Source organism: Enterococcus sp. AZ191, from assembly GCF_051713845.1.
In the GTDB taxonomy this organism is placed as follows: Bacteria; Bacillota; Bacilli; order Lactobacillales; family Enterococcaceae; genus Enterococcus_B; species Enterococcus_B durans.
The window spans coordinates 2310930-2329294 of sequence record NZ_JBIOQS010000001.1 but is presented as its reverse complement, the minus strand read 5'-3'; the positions used below and the strand labels follow the sequence as shown (position 1 = coordinate 2329294).

Genomic DNA, 18365 nt, shown 5'->3' with positions numbered 1-18365 from the left:
TTATTTACACGAGTCAGCAAAAAAGACATCTTAGTGAGTTCTTTTGCTGACTCGTTAGACGTACTCTAAAGGTGACCTTGCCACAGAGTAGTTGCTGATTAACGCGTTAGAATAGGAAAGATTATTGTTCTAAATCTTGGTATTCTGGTACCCATTTTGCTGCTTCAACTGCTGCTTTGATATCTGTGATTTCTTCACGATTCAAGTGTTGTGAAACAACTGATTTTGCCACTGTTTCTGCAATTATTTGAGAGAATTCAGTGATTTTCGCAACTGGAGGTAAAATAGCTGCACCTGGTTTTGTTACATCAACGATTCCACCTAATGCACGGCTAGCTTGAGAAATGATTTCAGCATTTACACGTGTAGCAGTAGAAGCAATCAAACCAAGTCCTAGACCAGGGTACATCAAAGCATTATTTGCTTGACCGATTTGGTAAGTAACGCCATTATATTCTACATCAGCAGCAGGAATACCTGTCCCAACTAATGCTTTACCGTCTGTCCATTCAATTAGATCTTTTGCTTTTGCCTCTGCTAATTTTGTTGGATTTGACAATGGCATAATAATTGGACGAGCTGTGTGGGCAGCCATTTCTTTTACGATTTCTTCAGTGAAGGCGCCAGGTTGTGTAGAAGTTCCGATCATGATCGTTGGATGGATTTCTTTCACGACTGCTTCTAAGTTTTTTAATTCAGCATGATTTGCAAATTCAGAACGTTTGCGAGCAAATGGAATTTGTCCTGGTGTCAAGCCTTCTGTGTCTTCGAATAAAAGACCTTGTTTGTCTACTTGATAGAAGTGTTTACGTGCATCTTCTTCTGGAACACCTTGGCGGATCATTTCATCTAGCAAGATATTGGCAATACCAACACCGGCTGTTCCGGCACCAAATGTTAAGATTGTTTGATCTTTCAATGCTTCACCAGAAATATTCAAACCACCTAAAACGCCGGCGAGAACAACGATACCAGTTCCTTGGATATCATCATTGAAGGTAGTGATTTTATCTTCATATTTTTCCAAAATCGTTGCGGCATTTCCACGACCAAAGTCTTCCCAGTGTAGAAGTAGTTCAGGGAAAAGCTCAGTTGCAGATTCAACGAATTGATCGATGAATGTGTAGTAAGTTTCGCCTTCGACACGGCTATGACGGTTCCCTAGATACAAAGGATTGTTCAATAATTCTTCATTGTTGGTTCCTGCATCGATTGAAACAGGTAGTACTTGTGTAGGATTGATACCTGCAGCAGCAGTGTAGACCATTAATTTTCCGATAGCGATGTCGACACCATTTACGCCCCAGTCACCCATACCTAAGATTCCTTCAGCATCTGTTACAACGATCAAGCGGATATCGCGACCGTCAGCAGCATTTTTCAAGCTTGTTTTGATTGATTCAGGTTCGTCAATTGAAAGGAAAGCTGCATCTTGTGGTTTTAAGAAAATTTCATTGTATTGTTCGATTGAGTCCGCAACGACTGGATCATAAACAACTGGCATAAATTCAACAAGGTGTTGTCCCATCAATTTATAGAACAATGTACGGTTTGTGTTGAATAGATTCATTAAGAAAATACGTTTTTCTAAATCTGTTTGTTTGCTCAAATATTGACCATAAGCTTGTACTGATTGTTGTTCAAGTGTTTGGATAGTACTTGGTAACATTCCTGTGATCCCATATTTTGCACGTTCTTCTTTTGTAAAAGCAGTTCCTTTATTTAAAAATGGATTGTTTAATAAGTTTAATCCTGTAAGCATGTATGTTTTCCTCCTAAGATTTGATTACAAGCGAAGTATAGGCGTAAATACTATAGTCAAAAGCAAGGGTAATGATAAATATTATTTATATGAAGAAATTGAAAAAAACGTAATTTTGTGATTTAAAACTTTTTACTCTTTTTTATATATGATCCATTTTGTTCAATTTTTCAGTTGGAACATTTATTTTCAAACAGATTATTTGCCTGTATCAATTTTGCGAGGTACCATGATTATGCAAACGCTATCATAGAATCATGTTTTTTGATTATCTAGGAAAGAAGGCTTTAGTATGGAAAAAGTTTATCAAGCTGGAACGAATGAAGGACTTATCGATTTTATTAATATAGAAGATTTGGAACTTGCTGCAACACAAATCATTCCTAACGGTGGATATGGGTATATCAGCAGTGGAGCAGGAGATCTTTTTACGTATCGAGAAAATGAAAAGGCTTTTAATCACCGATTGATCATTCCTCATGTCTTAAAAGATGTAGAATTGCCTGATACAACGACCGGTTTTTCGGGTGAAACATTAGCGGCACCGCTCATTATGGCGCCAGTAGCAGCCCATGGATTGGCTCATGAACAGGCAGAAAGAGCTTCTGCAAAAGGAGTGGCAGAGTTTGAGACTATCTATACAGCAAGTTCTTATGCTTCCTGTACATTAGAAGAAATCAGGAAAGCGGGCGGAAGTACCGCACCACAGTGGTTCCAATTTTATATGAGTAAAGATGATGGTATCAATACAGATATCTTAGAAATGGCCAAACGCAATGGCGCTAAAGCTATCGTCTTGACAGCGGATGCAACAGTTGGCGGTAATCGTGAAACAGATCGACGGAACGGATTTACCTTCCCTTTGCCAATGCCGATCGTCCAAGCATATCAATCAGGGGTAGGGCAAACGATGGATGCCGTTTATAAATCGTCTAAACAAAAACTGAGTCCTAAAGATATCGAGTTTATCACTACCCATTCAGATCTACCAGTGTATGTCAAAGGCGTCCAATCAGAAGAAGATGTCTATCGTTCACTTGATTCGGGTGCGCAAGGTATCTGGGTATCGAACCATGGAGGAAGACAATTAGATGGTGGTCCTGCTTCCTTTGACTCTTTACAATATGTGGCTGAAGCAGTGGATAAACGTGTACCAATCGTCTTTGATAGTGGTGTTCGTCGCGGGCAGCACGTCTTTAAAGCAATTGCCTCAGGCGCGGATCTAGTTGCCATTGGAAGACCTGCTATATACGGATTAGCGCTTGGAGGAAGTACAGGGATCAAACAAGTATTTGATTTCTTCAAAAGAGAACTTGAAATGGTCATGCAATTAGCAGGTACGCAAACGGTAGAAGACATCAAACAGACGAAATTGAGAGAGAATCGGTTTATTTAGCGAATAGTTAAAACAAAAGCAGTGAAGAGACTGAATGTCATTAGTTCAGGTTTCTCTCACTGCTTTTGTTGTTTAATCAAGTAAAGTATTCTTTCATGTACTTAATAAGAGTACTCTTTTTTACAATGTATCAGAAAAGTTCAATAGCAGGAAAGTTTTTTATCCGAATTACTTTTATACCCGTTTCACTGATCTCCTTTGCGATTTTTGTCGGACAGAATTGATCGGTGATCAAATAGTCGAATGAAGAAACATCAGCAATTTTAAATTTTGAAGTCAAGCCGATTTTGCGATGATCAGCAACTAATATTTTACTCCTTCTTGTTTTATTGATCATCAGTTCATTGATTTTTGATTCATTTAAAATTTTAGTTGTAACGCCATTTTCTACGCTGACACCACTACATCCAATCACACAGATATCTGCATTCATATCCATTAAAGTTCGTGTAGCAATATCTCCAACTAATACTTCTTTTGGTATACGCAATTCCCCTCCAGTCAAGATATAACTGTAGTTTGGTTGATGAGTAGTGGCGACAACTTTCAAATTATTGGTAACGATTGTCACATGTTTAACAGTGAGATAGTTCAAAATAGCTAGAGCAGTAGAACTAGAATTGATGAACAACGTATCATAATCATTGACATATCTACTTGCATATCTAGCAATTTGTTGTTTGAGCCTGAGAGGTCCCGACTCATCAAAGTTTGTTTTATTCTTGTAATTAAAAAGGCAGTAACCATATTTTCTGATGATATCATTTTTTTCCTCTAAGACATTTAGGTCTCTCCGGATTGTGCTCAACGAAACATTTAATTCAGACGAAAGCTCAAGTGTTGTCAGCTGTTTTCGTGCTTCTAAAATATCTAAAATCGCTTTTTGTCTTTTCTCAATACTTTTCAGTGAATTTTTCAAAAAACTACCTCCTCGAAGAATGGCTTAATTTCTTATATGACTGAGTATATAAGAAAAATCATATAAAAAAATAAAACAATCATATAAAGTACAAACAATCATTTAAAACTATTTAAATGAGTTTGTTAGCGCTTTATAATTTAGGTGTTGATACTCACATTTCAAGGAGGAATAGAAAAAATATGAATATAGTAGATATCACAAAGGAAAATTGGATTTTATCGACTTTTCCAGAATGGGGTACGTATTTAAATGAGGAGATTGCGAGAGAAGAAGTTGAAGAAGGAAGTGTATCTATATGGTGGTTAGGTTGTACAGGACTTTGGATAAAAACAGCTGAAAAAACAAATATATTATGTGACTTATGGTGTGGCACTGGGAAAAAAACACATGGGAAAGGATTGATGAAAAAAGGACATCAAATGATGCGAATGAGTGGGGTCCAAGAGATGCAGCCTAATTTACGTACGCAACCTTTTGTGATTGACCCTTTTGAAATGAAAAACATCGATGCATTAGTTGTGACCCATATCCATTCTGACCATTTAGACATAAATACTGCTGCAGCTGTCCAGCAAAATTGTCCGCAAGCACGCTTTATTGGACCTAAAAAGGTAGTTGAAACGTGGCTTGACTGGGGGATACCGAAAGAAAAGACGACAATCGTCAAGCCAGGTGACGAAATAACCCTCGGTAAAACGAAAGTGATCACTTTGGAAGCTTTCGATCGGACGGCCCTGATTACTTGTGATAAGACTGATTATTCCTTCAAAGGAAAGGTGCCACAGGTGATGGACGATATAGCGGTGAATTATCTATTTGAAACTACTGGAGGAAATATCTATCATGCAGGGGATTCTCATTACTCTAATTATTTTGCAAAACACGGAAATGAATATACTGTTGATGTTTGCTTAGGTGCATATGGGGAAAACCCACGAGGAATCACAGATAAAATGACTTCAGCCGATATATTACGGATGGCAGAAGCTTTGAAGACAAAAGTAGTGATTCCAGTTCATTATGATATTTGGTCAAATTTCATGGCTGATCCGAAAGAGATCACCCTTTTATGGCAATCTAAAAAAGAGCGTTTGGCCTATCAATTTCACCCCTTTATTTGGCAAGTTGGTGGAAAGTTTACATATCCACAAGATTTTGAAAAGCTAGAATTTAATTTTGATCGAGGATTTCATGATGTTTTTACAACTGAAAATGATATACCATTTCCATCATTTTTATAGAACAGGAGGAGAAGGAGATGCTGAGATATTTTTGATCAGAAGGGTTGGTGTATTATTCAGAAAAAGAAGTCACGGATTGGCAAGAAGGTATACGTGAGAGTTGTCAGCTGCTATTAGAGAAAAAGATCATCAAAGCAACGTATATAGAAGAGATAATCAAATGTATAAAGATGTTTGGACCATACATCATTGTTGCACCAAATGTTGCGATGCCCCATGCCTCTTCACAAAGCGATGAGGTGTTAGAAACAGCTATCTCATTTACAAAATTAAAGTCTCCTGTCAATTTTGGCGATCCTGAGAAAAAAGCACAACTCTTTTTTACATTAGCAGCAAAAGATCCTACAGCACATCTGAAAAACATCCAAAGATTATCTGAATTATTGATGAAAGAAAGAGTAATCGATAGCTTAATGGCAACCGAATCAATAGAAGATTACTTAAAAGTGATGTGTCGCTACGAAAGTTAGGAGGAGAAAGATGGGAAAATTTTTATTACATATTTGGACATATTTCGCCACAAATATTTTAACGCAACCGGCTTATTTGATCGGATTCATTGTTTTATTAGGTTATTTATTATTGCGGCGCCCATTCTATGAGTGTCTGGCAGGTTTTTTGAAAGCAACTGTTGGCTACTTTATTCTTACTGTTGGTTCAGCTGGCTTAGTAAATAATTTTCGCCCTATCTTAGTAGGTTTGAAGGATCGATTCAATCTAGATGCAATGGTAACAGACCCTTATTTTGGACAGAATGCAGTGGATGTCGGTTTAGAGAAGACATTTGGACGTACCTTTGGAGATGTGATGATTTTACTTTTGATTGCTTTTATCTTGAATATCACACTAGTAAGATTTCAAAAATATACAAAATTACGTGCGGTATTTACTACAGGAAATGTTCAGATCCAACAAGCAGCAACAGCCTTTTGGATTTTGTTGTTTTGCTTTCCTAATCTAGGAAGAATAGAAGTGTTAGTCTTTATGGGAATCATCTTAGGTTGTTACTGGGCTGTTGCATCAAATTTGACAGTTGGTATCACACAAGAATTAACAGAAGGTGCTGGTTTTGCGGTAGCCCATCAACAAATGTTCGGTATTTACCTTTTTGCAAAACTATCGGAATGGATGAAAAAGGATCAGAAAAAGAAAGGATTAAATAAAGTAGATAGAAAACTAGAAGATATCGAGCTACCTGGATTTTTGTCTATTTTTAATGAGAATATGGTAGCAACTTCTCTTCTTATGCTTTTCTTTTTCGGTATCATTTTACTGGTTTTAGGAAAAGATTATTTAATTCAATCCGAGTTCATGATTGAAGGCCAAAGTTTTCTTTTCTATATTCTCACTACTTCTTTAAATTTTGCTGTATATCTTGCGATTTTGCAGTTAGGTGTCCGAACATTTGTTGATGAACTGACACAATCTTTTCAAGGAATCTCCAACACTATTCTTCCAGGCGCAGTTCCTGGAATCGATGTCGCAGCGACTTTTGGATTTGGTTCTCCAAATGCAGTGACAGTTGGATTTTTATTTGGTGCATTAGGTCAATTTTTGATGATTGGCTTACTGATTTTACTGCGCTCTCCAACGATTGTGATTGCGGGTTTTATTCCCTTATTTTTTGATAATGCGGTCATTGCTGTTTTTGCCAACAATAGAGGTGGGTTTAAAGCTGCTTGTATTTTTCCTTTTTTGTCTGGAATGATCCAGGTTGGAGGGGCAGCGTTATTTGCTACATGGATCGGGCTATCAAAATTCGGAGGGTATATCGGTATGTTTGATTGGGCAACCGCGTGGCCGTTCATTACAGTAATCATGAAATTTGCTGGTTATATTGGTGTAGTACTAGTTGCCGTTGGTTTATTGACCATTCCTCAACTACAATACCGAAAAGATCCAGAAGGATATTTCATGATCGTTGCTGATTATGAGCAGTACAAAGAAAATCGACAAAAAAATAAGTGATTTTGGAGGACCTAAACATGAGAATTTTAGTATCTTGTGCAAATGGATCAGGAACAAGTCTAATGATGATGCGTAGTGTAGAAAAAGCAATGGCAGAATTGAAATTTCCTATCATCAAAATCCATCATTGTGCGGTTTCAGAAGGAAAAAGTTCAGCTAGTCAATATGATGTAGTTTTTACACCTCAAAATTTTTTAGCGATGTTTAAACAAGCAGAAAAAAGAGGAGTCCTTGTTATAGGAATCAAAAATGTAATGTCAGCAAAAGAGATCAAGGAAAAATTTTCAACATCAAATTTATACAAAAAATACAAGAAAGAGGAGGGAGAATGATGCAACCAAACTTGCAAATTGCTTTGGATCATAATTCATTAGCGGAAGCACTAGAAGACGTTGATCAAGTTGGTAAAATAGTGGATACCATTGAAATTGGAACGATTTTGTGTCTTCAAGAAGGAAAAAAAGCAATTCGTTGTATTCGTGAGTTATTTCCTGATAAGCAAATTGTTGCGGATACGAAATGTGCAGATGCGGGTAGAACTGTAGCAAGAAATGTAGCAGACGCTGGAGCAGATATGATGACCGTGATTTGTTGTGCTTCTTTAGCAACCATGGAAGCAGCTCAAACCCAGGTGAAGCAAATACAAATAGAACTTTACGGAGATTGGACATTTGAACAAGCGGAAAAATGGCACAAACTTGGAATTGAACAGGCTATTTATCACCAAAGCAGAGATTCATTGCTTGCAGGTGAATCATGGGATGAAAAAGACTTAGAAAAAGTGGAACGATTAGTTGAATTAGGTTTCAAAGTTTCTGTGACAGGTGGACTATCTCCAGAGATATTACCATTATTCAAAGACCTGCCTATTTATAGTTTTATCGTTGGTCGAGGAATCATTGCGTCCAAAGAACCACTTTTAGCCGCAGAGCGATTTAAGACTGAGATTGCTCGTATTTGGGGGTGAAGTGATGGCTGTTATAGGAATCTATGAGAAGGCGTTGCTGCAAGATATTTCTTGGGCGGAGCGTTTCACTTTAGTAAAAAAACTTGGCTTTGATTTTATAGAATTATCAATTGATGAGAGTGACGAACGGTTGGCACGACTTGATTGGTCTGAGGAAGAAATTAAAATGATACAAAGTAAGCTGTTCGCTTCGGAAATTTGGCTCCATTCACTTTGTCTTAGTGCACATCGAAGATTTCCATTTGGTTCGGACGACGAAAAAAAGCGAAATAAAGCTAAAAATATCATGAAAAAGGCTATACGATTAGCCCATAGATTGAACATAAAGATAATCCAGCTTGCGGGCTATGATGTATACTATGAACAAAAATCTGTATTATCTAGAGAACGATTTATCGAATGCTTAACTGAAAGTGTGCAAGAAGCATCTCGTTATGGGATCATCTTAGCTATTGAAATCATGGATGATCCTTTTATAAATTCTGTCACGAAATTTATGGCAATAAAAAATCAAATCCCGTCTCCTTTCTTACAGCTCTATCCCGATTTAGGCAATTTGTCTGCTTGGTCAGAAAATGATCCGGCAATGGAATTGGAAAAAGGAAAGGATCATCTTGTGGCTATTCACTTAAAAGATACTTATCCCGTCACAACAGAATCAACAGGTAAATTTCGAAACGTCCCATTCGGAAAAGGATGCGTTGATTTTTTAGGTTTATTAAAAGTTCTTAAACGTTCGGGATATGAAGGTGCATTTCTCATAGAAATGTGGAGTGGGGAAAACGCTGGATATGAAAATGAAATACAAGAAGCGAAAGATTATCTTTATCCAAAATTGAATGAGGTGGGATATCATGTGGAATGAAACAAAGATCGCAGAGATAAAAGACAGAGTTTACCAAGCAAATCGGCGACTTCCTGAAGAAGGCTTAGTAAAACTGACGTGGGGGAATGTCAGTGAAATTGATCGTAAATTGAAAATCGTTGTAATTAAACCAAGCGGGGTTCCTTATGACGAATTAAAACCGAAAGATATGGTCGTGTGTGATTTGCAAGGAAAAACGATTGAGAAACCTTCATTGAAGCCATCTTCTGATCTACTCACACATCTCATGTTATACCAACAGTTCAAGGATATTTCAGCAATCGTTCATACACATTCATCTCACGCAGTGGCTTGGGCTCAATCGGGACGAGGAGTGCCAGTATATGGAACGACTCATGCAGATACTTTTTACGGCGATATTCCTTGTACTCGTCAATTGCTAGAAGCAGAAGTGCAAATAGAATATGAAGAAAATACTGGGAAAGTAATTATTGAATGTTTCAAAGAGAAAGAAATCTGTCCTCAAGCTATCCCAGGTATCCTCGTTTTTAGTCATGGACCGTTTACCTTTGGAGCTACGCCAGAAAAAGCAGTCGAAAATATGATTGTATTGGATGAAATTTGTCAGCTAGCAAAAGCAACAGAAGAACTGAATAACAATACTGTTCGAACACCTCAATATTTATTAGATAAACACTATTATCGAAAACATGGAAAAACAGCATATTACGGCCAATAGTCGTACATGAAAAGAGAGGTCAAGACAAAAGTCGTTTCGATTTGAGAAATTGGAGAGAAAAGAACGTGGGACAAAAGTAAGAAACACTTTTGTCCCACGTTCTTCTTTTTTTCATGAGCATAATATTCCATTAAAAATTTATCAAGTGATAAAATAAATTTATCGATCGATCATTTTTTAAGGGGGAATTAGATGTTTTTAGCATTAAATGAAATTGTTCATTCGAAATTACGTTATGCTTTAGTAGCTGGAGTCATGTTTTTGATTGCTTACCTTGTCTTTTTTTTAACAGGATTAGCTTATGGGTTGGCACAAGATAATCGTACGGCAGTGGATAAATGGGAAGCCGATTATATCGTTTTATCCAAAGATTCTAACACAAATCTTGGGATGTCGATGATCACGAAAAAGACAGCCGAAGAAGTGAAAGGTGGAGAAGTTGCGTACTTAGCGCAAACACCTGGAGTAGTAACTAGCAAGGACAATAAAGATGCAGGTAAGATCAATGTGAGTTTTTTTGGTATCGATCCAAGTCAATTCTTAATGCCGAAGCTTGTGGAAGGAAAAGAATTTTCTGGAAACGATGAAGCAGTTGGGGATATCAGTTTGAAGGAAGAATATGGACTGAAGATTGGCGATACGGTCAAACTTTCTGGAAGTGATAAGACATTTAAGCTGACAGGTTTTACAGAAAATGCCAAATTCAATGTTTCACCAGTCTTATATACGACTCTTGATGCGTATCAAGAGATTCGTTTTGAAAAAACAGATACTAGTGAAAATGCGCGAATCAACGCTGTAGTGGTTAGGGGCAGTGTCGATAAAATGCCTGATGATCTCGAAAAAATCAGTATTGCAAAATTCATCAATGAATTGCCTGGATACAATGCACAAGTTTTGACTTTTGGTTTTATGATCGGCTTTTTGATTGTGATTGCAGCAATCGTGATTGGTATTTTTATTTATGTGTTAACGATGCAAAAAATCAATATTTTTGGTGTACTAAAAGCGCAAGGGATTACCGGTGGTTTTATTGCACGTTCGGTAGTAGCGCAAACATTTTTACTTTCAGTTTTTGGTGTTGCTTTGGGATTGTTGGGAACAGTAGGAACTTCCTTGGTGCTACCAGATACCGTACCTTTCCAAAGTAATTGGCTTTTCTTTGGAGTGATCAGTGTCTTGATGTTAGTAGTCGCTGTTTTGGGCGCGCTATTCTCAGTTCGGACGATCGTAAAAATCGATCCATTAAAGGCGATTGGATAGGAGGAAAATAAAAATGGCAGCAATTGAATTTAAAGAAGTGGAAAAGAGTTTTCAAGATGGCGATCAGATCGTCCACGCACTGAAAAAAACGAATGTGCGTATTGAAAAAGGCGAGTTCGTCGCAATCATTGGACCTTCTGGATCAGGAAAGAGTACATTTTTAACGATGGCTGGTGGATTGCAGACGCCTAGTAAAGGTTCTGTAATGATCAATGGGGAAGAGTTCAGTAATCAACCTGAAAGTAAACGGGTGAAACTTCGTTTTAAAGAGATTGGTTTCATTTTACAAGCTTCAAACTTGGTTCCGTTTCTAACGGTGAAAAAACAGCTGATTTTGGTGGATAAAGTGAAACATGAGAAACGACAAGAGAAAGCCAACGAATTGTTTGAACAGCTAGGGGTCGACAGTTTGGTCAATAAATACCCAGAAGAACTGTCAGGCGGTGAACGACAAAGAGTAGCGATTGCAAGGGCTTTGTATAACGATCCTTCAATCATTTTGGCGGATGAACCTACAGCTAGCTTAGATTCTGAAAAAGCGAGAGAAGTAGTCGATATACTCGCAAAAGAGTCAAAAGAAAAAAATAAAGCAATCATTATGGTCACACATGATACAAGACTTATTGACAAATGTGATAAAGTCTTTATGATGGAAGATGGTGTTTTTAAAGAAAAAACAGACTAAGCCTGAAAAGAGGGTGTGCATATGGTTCATCGCTACAATAAAGATACGCAAGAAAAGATTTTGAAGGAAGCTAATCGCTTGTTTATGTTAAAGGGATATCTGGGTACTTCAACTAGGGAGATAGCCCAGAGAGCCGGAATCACTCAACCGAACTTGTATCATTATTTTAGTGATAAAGAAAAATTATACAAAGCAGTTCTTGAAGAACATCTGACGACAGTTGGTCAAGATTTAAGAAAAATCTCAGAGACAAGCGATGTGACCTTTCAGCAAACATTGACAGCGATGGCGAGGTATTTGATTGACAGTCATTTGGTCGATCTATTCATGATGCTTCATGATTTGAAACAAAATATTTCAAGCGAAACGAGAAACCATCTTTTTGCGTTATGGAAGCAAAATTATCGTGAACCTTTTGAAGTCATTTTTTCAAAGAACCGAGAAGCGCTTCGAGAAAATGTCACACAAGAAATTGCAGCCAGACATTTCTTTTTGATCCTCTCGCCATATATCACACAAGCAGGCAACTCTGTTGAAAAGTCCATGACTGTGGAACAGTTGATCGACTTATATTTACACGGCGTGATCAGTGAATAGTTGTGTTGAACAAAAAATTTAACAGCAACCAGTGAATCATCGTAAGGCACACGATGAAGGGATGAAACAATTCCTTCATACGTGTGTCTTTTTTGACTAAAAGTTCAATTTAAGTTGTCTTTAAGTTTAACATCGTATTGTTTGCTTCACGAGGTGAAAGAACATGAAGAAAGTGATTCTGATTCTTTTTATTGGGTTACTCGGTGTGATAGCGAGCAATGAATCCAACTTTTTTGATAAACAAACAGCTGCAGAAGAAAAAAGTACTAGTCAAGAAAAGGTCACACAAGCTGCAACAACGAGTTCGACAGAAACAAAAACAATGGTAAAAATTGGAAAAGAAGATAGCACGCTATATGCAGACGCTGCGTTGACAACACCATTAACAGTAGTCAATGGTGGGGAGCTTACTACTTATCTCACCCAAAAAGATGATGCGTATCAAGTAACCACCAATGACGGAATGACGGGATATCTAGCTTTGACAAATGGGAGCATAAGGAAAAAAACAGTGCAGGAGACCCCAACAGACTTATCTGATGCGGTGATCGTAATCGATCCAGGTCACGGAGGAAGTGATACAGGGGCGTTGAGTACTAATGAAGAAATAGAAGAAAAAACGATTACTTTGAGTACAGCTAAGAAAGTAAAGAAAGAACTTGAAGCAGCAGGTGCTACGGTTTATCTTACCCGAACTAGTGATACATTTGTACAGCTAGGAGATATCTGTACGTATAGTGAAGCAAAAAAAGCGGATATTTTTATCAGTCTGCATGCTGATTCTACAGAGTATACCAATGAAGCAACAGGAATCACGACGTACTACTATTATCAAGAGAACGAAAAATTAGCCCAGACAGTTTCGGATTCATTTGACGATTTGCCGCTTGCCTCAAGAGGCATTGCAACAGGCAATTATCAGGTCTTACGGGAAAATCTTCAACCGGCGCTCTTAGTAGAGATGGGGTACATGAATAATGATGTTGATCTAGCAGAAATGACGACTTCTTCCTATCAACAACAACTAGCAGAAAGTTTAACTCAAGCGTTACGCGATTATTTTGAACTTCAAGGTTGAGCAGTTTCGTATGCTGTATAAAAAAAACGAGCGTGGGACAAAAGTAAGAAATACTTTTGTCTCATTCTTTAAAAACGAATAAACGGTGGGAGCAGAAGCAACTCCTTCTTAAAATAAGCCGAAATTCACAAAAATTTGAAAAGCAATTTTCGTTTATTCCTTCTTGTTTCTCGGAGTTGAACACTTCTGTCCCAGCCTCTTTTTTTCTCCAATTTCTCAAATCGAAACGATTTTTGTCTCAACCTCTTTGATTTGTGAAGATCAGCCCATCAATCTTTGGGCTTTTTCTGTATTGGCAAAGTGAAGTTTGGCGTAATTTTCCAGTAAAGGTAACCCGCCTTTTTGTAAAATCTTAGCGGCTACGTGATCAGATTTTGTGCCAGCACCAGAAGGCAGTGTAAACCCTAGTTCTGCAGATGCTTTATCGAGTTCATCTAAAAAACTCGCGCGACTGATGATAGAGGCAGCTGCTACAGCTAGATGGTATTGTTCCCCTTTAGTAACGAAATAAAGTTTTTCTTGGATTTGATTTTTTTCTGATTGTACATATTTTTTAAAGTTTGCTTCTGGCGTGAACTGATCGATCAAAATAGCATCAGGTTTAGTGGGTGCTATTTTTTGCAACAACAAATGGATTGCTTGATTATGCAAAGCGACCTTCATCCGAACTGCATTATACTTTGGCTGGATCTCATTGTATTTCTTCGGGGATAAAACAAGTAGCTGATAGGGTATAGTTTCTTTTAGTATCTTCGCTAATTGAACGATCTGGGGATCTTTCATTTCTTTTGAATCGCGCACACCTAATTTTTTCAATAAATCAAGTTTTGTTTTGTCGACATATGCGGCACAAACGGTCAGCGGGCCAAAGTAACTCCCATTGCCGACTTCATCACTTCCTAGGACGGATAAATGAGGAAGATCAGGTGGCAAATCAGTACTTTTGCTATTTTTTTTGGCTGCTGATGGAGCTTCACCCCAAAGACCAGCTTCTTTTTCTGCATTTGTGCCTTGAAACATAACTTTTCCAGAAGTATAAGCAGTGATCGTAGTGCCATTTTTTTTGGCTACAAAAGATGTATAAGGAATTTTTTTTGGTAATAAAAAAGTTGAATAAGCTTGTTTCATTTTTTCGATCTGTTTAGTAGTTGTTTTTATGATTATGTTACTCATGGTGCCTCCAATTTATTGACATTGTCCAAATAGTTTGATCTCCATACATTCTAAACATAAGAATAGTAGGAGACATAGCATTTTTTTTTAGTTTATCATATAATGATAAAGTAAATTAAAGAAATGTGTGTACAGCTGTTAAATCATTAACTTCATGGTACACTAGATAATAATTTTATCAATAGGGGGAAATGATTCGGATGGCGCACGAAAAAACACGCTATAAAGCAGTGATTGCCGACCAAACTTACACGATCATTGGACGTGAAACGAAACATCATATGGATATCGTGACAAATTTGATCAATGAACAATTAGCAGAATTGAAGGAATTGTCACCTCAAATCGATAACGAACAAGCAGCTATTTTGATGGCTGTCAATGCGCTCTCGGATCAATTGAAAAAACAAGAAAAAAATTTAGAACTTGAAAAAGAAGTGGCAAACTTAAAGAAAAAAATGATTAAATTTACCGAAATGGAGAACCGTATCAAACGGATCGAAGCAATTGAGAATGAAGCTCGAGAAGTTTTGAAAGAAAACGGACAACCTAACCGTGAAATAAAAAATCATATGGAAGCACAACAAATCTTGAATGAAAAAAGAAAAGGCCAAATCAAACAAAAATCTTCAAATTAACGAGGAGAAAGGAACGTGGCATGTTAAGTTTATTGATTTTATTTATTTTGCTTATTGCGTTTTTTTCAGGGGCCAGGCGAGGTTTTGCTATGCAAGTGGTTTATACGATAGGCTATGTACTATCATTTTTTGTGGCCCAGCATTTTTACAAACAGTTAGCGGATCATTTAGAGTTATATATTCCTTATCCAGCAGTGACTTCTACATCTAAAATGGTCTTTTTTGATCAAGTGATCTCTTTTAGATTAGATGAGGCCTTTTATGCAGGTGTGGCCTTCTTGCTGATTCTATTGGCGGGTGCATTGATTACTCGCTTCATTGGGATTTTTGCTCACAGTTTGACCTATGTCCCTGTATTGAGGCAAGTAGACTGGCTAGCAGGCGGTGTGCTGTCTGTTGTGGTTGCTTATGTAACGATTTTCTTGCTTTTGAGCTTATTGACTCTTGTTCCAGTAGATTTTATCCAAAACCAATTTAGTGGGAATAGTCTTGCACGCTTTATTGTTGAGAAGACACCGCTATTGAGTGACAAAATCCATGATCTATGGGTAACGAATATCATCAATCAATAGGATTGATGAAACAAAACGATTGAAAAGAGGTTGTGACAGGACGGCAGAAGCGAAAGAGCTGATGCGAAGAGTTACAACTTTTTTTAGTGAAAGATAAGGTGATAAAGTGAATAACCGAATCCTTGAAACATTAGAATTTGAAAAAGTAAAACAACTTGTCCGTCAATATTTAGTGACAGCTCAAGGACAAGAAGAACTAGTGAAATTAGTCCCCGCTAATCAGAAAGAACATATCACGGATTGGTTGGCTGAAACAGAGGATGGGTTGAAAGTCCAACGTTTGCGTGGAGGCATCCCGATACCAAAATTGGAAAACATCCGCCCACATATGAAACGGATCGAAATCGGTGCAGATTTGAATGGGATTGAATTAGCGGAAGTTTCTCGTGTGTTATCAACAACTAGTGAATTGAAACGATTCATTGATGATCTAGCCGACAGCGAAATCGACTTCTACCGCTTGTATTTTTGGGCTGACCAGCTAGTTACGATCCCGGTTTTAAGCCGTCGACTAAAAGAAGCAATCGATGAAGATGGCAGAGTGACAGATGATGCATCACCAGAACTAAAAAGTATTCGTCAAAACATTCGTCGCAGCGAACAAACGGTTAGAGAGCAATTAGATGGCATCGTTCGAGGGAAAAACGCAAAATATTTGAGTGATGCAATCATCACGATGCGAAATGATCGCTATGTTATCCCAGTAAAACAAGAATATCGTGGTGTGTTTGGTGGCGTAGTCCATGACCAAAGTGCTTCTGGTCAAACTTTATTTGTTGAGCCAAAACAAATCGTTGACTTAAATAACCGGTTAAGACAGTACCAGATTGCCGAACGTAATGAGGTCCAACGAATATTAAGTGAATTGTCCGCAGAGCTTGTTCCTCATCGTCATGAGATCATCCATAACGCATATGTTATTGGAAAAATGGATATAATGAATGCCAAAGCTCGTTTTGGGAAAGAATTAAAAGCAATTGTTCCGACAATCAGTAAAGAGAATCATGTTGTGCTCAAACAAGCACGGCATCCATTGATCGACCAAGAGAAAGTTGTGGCTAATGACATTACGATCGGTGAGAATTATCAAGCAATCGTCATCACTGGTCCAAATACAGGTGGGAAAACCATCACGTTAAAAACGCTTGGCTTACTTCAATTGATGGGGCAGGCTGGACTGCCGATCCCTGTAGGTGAAGATAGTCAGATCGGAATTTTTGAAGAAGTATTTGCCGATATCGGAGATGAGCAGTCGATCGAACAAAGTTTATCGACTTTTTCTTCTCATATGACCAATACAGTGGATATCTTAGCAAAAGTAAACGAAAAAAGTTTAGTTTTATTTGATGAGTTAGGTGCCGGAACAGACCCGCAAGAAGGAGCAGCATTAGCTATCGCTATCCTAGATGATCTAGGGAAAAAATCAGCTTATGTCATGGCAACGACTCATTATCCAGAATTGAAAGTGTATGGTTATAATCGTGCCAATACGATCAATGCAAGTATGGAGTTTGATGTGGATACATTGAGCCCAACATATCGCTTACTGATCGGTGTTCCAGGCCGAAGCAATGCATTTGAGATCTCGAGTCGGTTAGGACTAGATCAAGATGTGATCAATGAAGCAAAACAATTGATGAATGATGAAAGCCAAGATTTGAATGAAATGATTTCTGATTTAGAAAGTCGTCGTAAAATGGTTGAAACAGAATACTTGGAAATGCGTCATTATGTTGATGAGGCACAGAGTTTGTATGAAAATCTAAAAGATGCGTATAGTTATTTTTTTGAAGAACGGGAAAAAGAACTAGAAAAAGCGAAAAAGAAAGCAAATGATCTGGTAGCGGAAGCAGAAGAAAAAGCCGATCACATCATCGCAGATATTCGGAAAATGCAACAACAGATCGGACAAGGAAATGTGAAAGAGCATCAATTGATTGATGCGAAAACACAATTAGCAAACTTACACCAAGAAGAACAATTGAAGAAAAATAAAGTATTGAAAAAAGCGAAGGAACAAAAGACGCTCAAATCTGGAGATGAAGTTCTTGTAACGACTTATGGTCAGCGAGGAACCTTGTTACGTAAAAACGGGGATCAATGGCAAGTGGAGATCGGTATCTTGAAGATGAATGTTTCTGAAAGTGAATTGATGCCAGTAGCTCCGCAAAAAGAACCAACACAAAGAGTGGTGCATACAGTAAGATCAGAATCTGCCAGTTATGTGGCGAATCAACTAGATCTTCGTGGAAAACGTTATGAAGAAGCATTGACTGAAGTGGATCAATACCTTGATGCAGCAATCTTGGCTGGGTACCCTCAAGTCACTATTGTCCATGGTAAAGGAACAGGAGCACTACGCAAAGGGATTACGGACTATCTAAAAAATCATCGAAGTGTAAAAAGCTATGAATTTGCTCCCGCTAATCAAGGTGGGAATGGAGCAACGATCGTTAAGTTTAAATAAAGCTTACTTAATGTAAGCAGAATGCTCGTTTCTGGAAAAGAAAAATGCTATAATACCATCAGACTAAAAAA

General features: G+C 37.7%; 18 protein-coding genes. 15 read left to right on the top strand and 3 right to left on the bottom strand.

Features of this window, described 5'->3' with window-relative positions; genetic code table 11:
- Positions 1–121 precede the first annotated feature (121 nt).
- Complete coding sequence (locus IGI47_RS11265) at positions 122–1762, bottom strand: malolactic enzyme (RefSeq protein ID WP_438784250.1); 1641 nt, start codon at positions 1760–1762, stop codon at positions 122–124.
- 292 nt (positions 1763–2054) lie between these two features.
- Here IGI47_RS11265 and IGI47_RS11260 point away from each other — a divergent pair, with 292 nt between their 5' ends.
- Positions 2055–3158, top strand: a complete 1104-nt coding sequence (locus IGI47_RS11260; RefSeq protein WP_311929546.1) for an alpha-hydroxy-acid oxidizing protein — start codon at positions 2055–2057, stop codon at positions 3156–3158.
- A 130-nt stretch (positions 3159–3288) separates the two neighbouring features.
- Here IGI47_RS11260 and IGI47_RS11255 read toward each other — a convergent pair whose 3' ends face one another.
- A complete protein-coding gene (locus tag IGI47_RS11255) occupies positions 3289–4077 on the bottom strand; it encodes a DeoR/GlpR family DNA-binding transcription regulator (RefSeq protein WP_311929544.1) in 789 nt (262 codons plus the stop codon).
- A 182-nt stretch (positions 4078–4259) separates the two neighbouring features.
- Between IGI47_RS11255 and ulaG the strand changes: the two genes are divergently transcribed.
- The 11 genes from ulaG (at position 4260) to IGI47_RS11200 (ending at position 13444) form a co-directional block, all read left to right on the top strand.
- On the top strand, positions 4260–5321 hold the full coding sequence (gene ulaG, locus IGI47_RS11250; protein WP_311929542.1) for an L-ascorbate 6-phosphate lactonase: 1062 nt from the start codon (positions 4260–4262) through the stop codon (positions 5319–5321).
- A 44-nt stretch (positions 5322–5365) separates the two neighbouring features.
- Positions 5366–5791: a PTS sugar transporter subunit IIA gene (locus IGI47_RS11245; RefSeq protein ID WP_438784248.1), complete on the top strand. Its 426-nt coding sequence runs from the start codon at positions 5366–5368 to the stop codon at positions 5789–5791.
- 10 nt (positions 5792–5801) lie between these two features.
- Positions 5802–7289, top strand: coding sequence for a PTS ascorbate transporter subunit IIC (locus tag IGI47_RS11240; RefSeq protein WP_438784247.1), 1488 nt, complete (start codon positions 5802–5804; stop codon positions 7287–7289).
- 17 nt (positions 7290–7306) lie between these two features.
- Positions 7307–7621: a PTS sugar transporter subunit IIB gene (locus IGI47_RS11235; RefSeq protein ID WP_438784245.1), complete on the top strand. Its 315-nt coding sequence runs from the start codon at positions 7307–7309 to the stop codon at positions 7619–7621.
- Positions 7618–8256 carry a 3-keto-L-gulonate-6-phosphate decarboxylase UlaD gene (locus tag IGI47_RS11230; RefSeq protein WP_311929537.1) on the top strand — a complete coding sequence of 213 codons (639 nt, stop codon included), beginning with the start codon at positions 7618–7620 and terminating at the stop codon, positions 8254–8256. The genes IGI47_RS11235 and IGI47_RS11230 overlap by 4 nt, the downstream gene beginning before the upstream one ends.
- A gap of 4 nt (positions 8257–8260) precedes the next feature.
- The gene (locus IGI47_RS11225) at positions 8261–9121 is read left to right on the top strand and encodes an L-ribulose-5-phosphate 3-epimerase (protein WP_438784243.1); all 861 of its coding nucleotides are present in this window, start codon (positions 8261–8263) and stop codon (positions 9119–9121) included.
- A complete protein-coding gene (gene araD / locus IGI47_RS11220; RefSeq protein WP_311929534.1) occupies positions 9111–9821 on the top strand; it encodes an L-ribulose-5-phosphate 4-epimerase AraD in 711 nt (236 codons plus the stop codon). Before IGI47_RS11225 ends, araD begins: the two co-directional genes overlap by 11 nt.
- Before the next feature lie 192 nt (positions 9822–10013).
- Positions 10014–11084 (top strand): ABC transporter permease, encoded by a 1071-nt coding sequence (locus IGI47_RS11215; protein WP_005878344.1) that lies wholly within the window; start codon positions 10014–10016, stop codon positions 11082–11084.
- A 13-nt stretch (positions 11085–11097) separates the two neighbouring features.
- A complete protein-coding gene (locus IGI47_RS11210) occupies positions 11098–11769 on the top strand; it encodes an ABC transporter ATP-binding protein (protein WP_311929532.1) in 672 nt (223 codons plus the stop codon).
- Between the two features lie 21 nt (positions 11770–11790).
- Complete coding sequence (locus tag IGI47_RS11205) at positions 11791–12366, top strand: TetR/AcrR family transcriptional regulator (RefSeq protein ID WP_311929531.1); 576 nt, start codon at positions 11791–11793, stop codon at positions 12364–12366.
- Between the two features lie 163 nt (positions 12367–12529).
- A complete protein-coding gene (locus IGI47_RS11200; protein ID WP_311929529.1) occupies positions 12530–13444 on the top strand; it encodes an N-acetylmuramoyl-L-alanine amidase family protein in 915 nt (304 codons plus the stop codon).
- 261 nt (positions 13445–13705) lie between these two features.
- Here IGI47_RS11200 and rnhC read toward each other — a convergent pair whose 3' ends face one another.
- Positions 13706–14617 (bottom strand): ribonuclease HIII, encoded by a 912-nt coding sequence (rnhC, locus tag IGI47_RS11195; RefSeq protein WP_438784241.1) that lies wholly within the window; start codon positions 14615–14617, stop codon positions 13706–13708.
- A gap of 200 nt (positions 14618–14817) precedes the next feature.
- Between rnhC and zapA the strand changes: the two genes are divergently transcribed.
- From zapA to IGI47_RS11180, 3 genes are all read left to right on the top strand, one after another.
- A complete protein-coding gene (gene zapA, locus IGI47_RS11190; protein WP_311929526.1) occupies positions 14818–15255 on the top strand; it encodes a cell division protein ZapA in 438 nt (145 codons plus the stop codon).
- A gap of 20 nt (positions 15256–15275) precedes the next feature.
- Positions 15276–15827 (top strand): CvpA family protein, encoded by a 552-nt coding sequence (locus IGI47_RS11185; protein WP_311929524.1) that lies wholly within the window; start codon positions 15276–15278, stop codon positions 15825–15827.
- Between the two features lie 106 nt (positions 15828–15933).
- Positions 15934–18294, top strand: a complete 2361-nt coding sequence (locus IGI47_RS11180) for an endonuclease MutS2 (RefSeq protein ID WP_438784239.1) — start codon at positions 15934–15936, stop codon at positions 18292–18294.
- Positions 18295–18365: the final 71 nt, after the last annotated feature.

Excerpts from the sequence above, each read along its gene's own strand:
- IGI47_RS11240 (WP_438784247.1), top strand. The coding sequence starts at position 5,802 with ATGGGAAAATTTTTATTACATATTTGGACATATTTCGCCACAAATATT.
- IGI47_RS11225 (WP_438784243.1), top strand. The coding sequence starts at position 8,261 with ATGGCTGTTATAGGAATCTATGAGAAGGCGTTGCTGCAAGATATTTCT.
- IGI47_RS11230 (WP_311929537.1), top strand. The coding sequence starts at position 7,618 with ATGATGCAACCAAACTTGCAAATTGCTTTGGATCATAATTCATTAGCG.
- IGI47_RS11235 (WP_438784245.1), top strand. The coding sequence starts at position 7,307 with ATGAGAATTTTAGTATCTTGTGCAAATGGATCAGGAACAAGTCTAATG.
- zapA (WP_311929526.1), top strand. The coding sequence starts at position 14,818 with ATGGCGCACGAAAAAACACGCTATAAAGCAGTGATTGCCGACCAAACT.
- IGI47_RS11200 (WP_311929529.1), top strand. The coding sequence starts at position 12,530 with ATGAAGAAAGTGATTCTGATTCTTTTTATTGGGTTACTCGGTGTGATA.
- IGI47_RS11260 (WP_311929546.1), top strand. The coding sequence starts at position 2,055 with ATGGAAAAAGTTTATCAAGCTGGAACGAATGAAGGACTTATCGATTTT.
- IGI47_RS11265 (WP_438784250.1), bottom strand. The coding sequence starts at position 1,762 with ATGCTTACAGGATTAAACTTATTAAACAATCCATTTTTAAATAAAGGA.
- IGI47_RS11215 (WP_005878344.1), top strand. The coding sequence starts at position 10,014 with ATGTTTTTAGCATTAAATGAAATTGTTCATTCGAAATTACGTTATGCT.
- rnhC (WP_438784241.1), bottom strand. The coding sequence starts at position 14,617 with ATGAGTAACATAATCATAAAAACAACTACTAAACAGATCGAAAAAATG.
- IGI47_RS11185 (WP_311929524.1), top strand. The coding sequence starts at position 15,276 with ATGTTAAGTTTATTGATTTTATTTATTTTGCTTATTGCGTTTTTTTCA.
- IGI47_RS11205 (WP_311929531.1), top strand. The coding sequence starts at position 11,791 with ATGGTTCATCGCTACAATAAAGATACGCAAGAAAAGATTTTGAAGGAA.
- araD (WP_311929534.1), top strand. The coding sequence starts at position 9,111 with ATGTGGAATGAAACAAAGATCGCAGAGATAAAAGACAGAGTTTACCAA.
- IGI47_RS11210 (WP_311929532.1), top strand. The coding sequence starts at position 11,098 with ATGGCAGCAATTGAATTTAAAGAAGTGGAAAAGAGTTTTCAAGATGGC.
- ulaG (WP_311929542.1), top strand. The coding sequence starts at position 4,260 with ATGAATATAGTAGATATCACAAAGGAAAATTGGATTTTATCGACTTTT.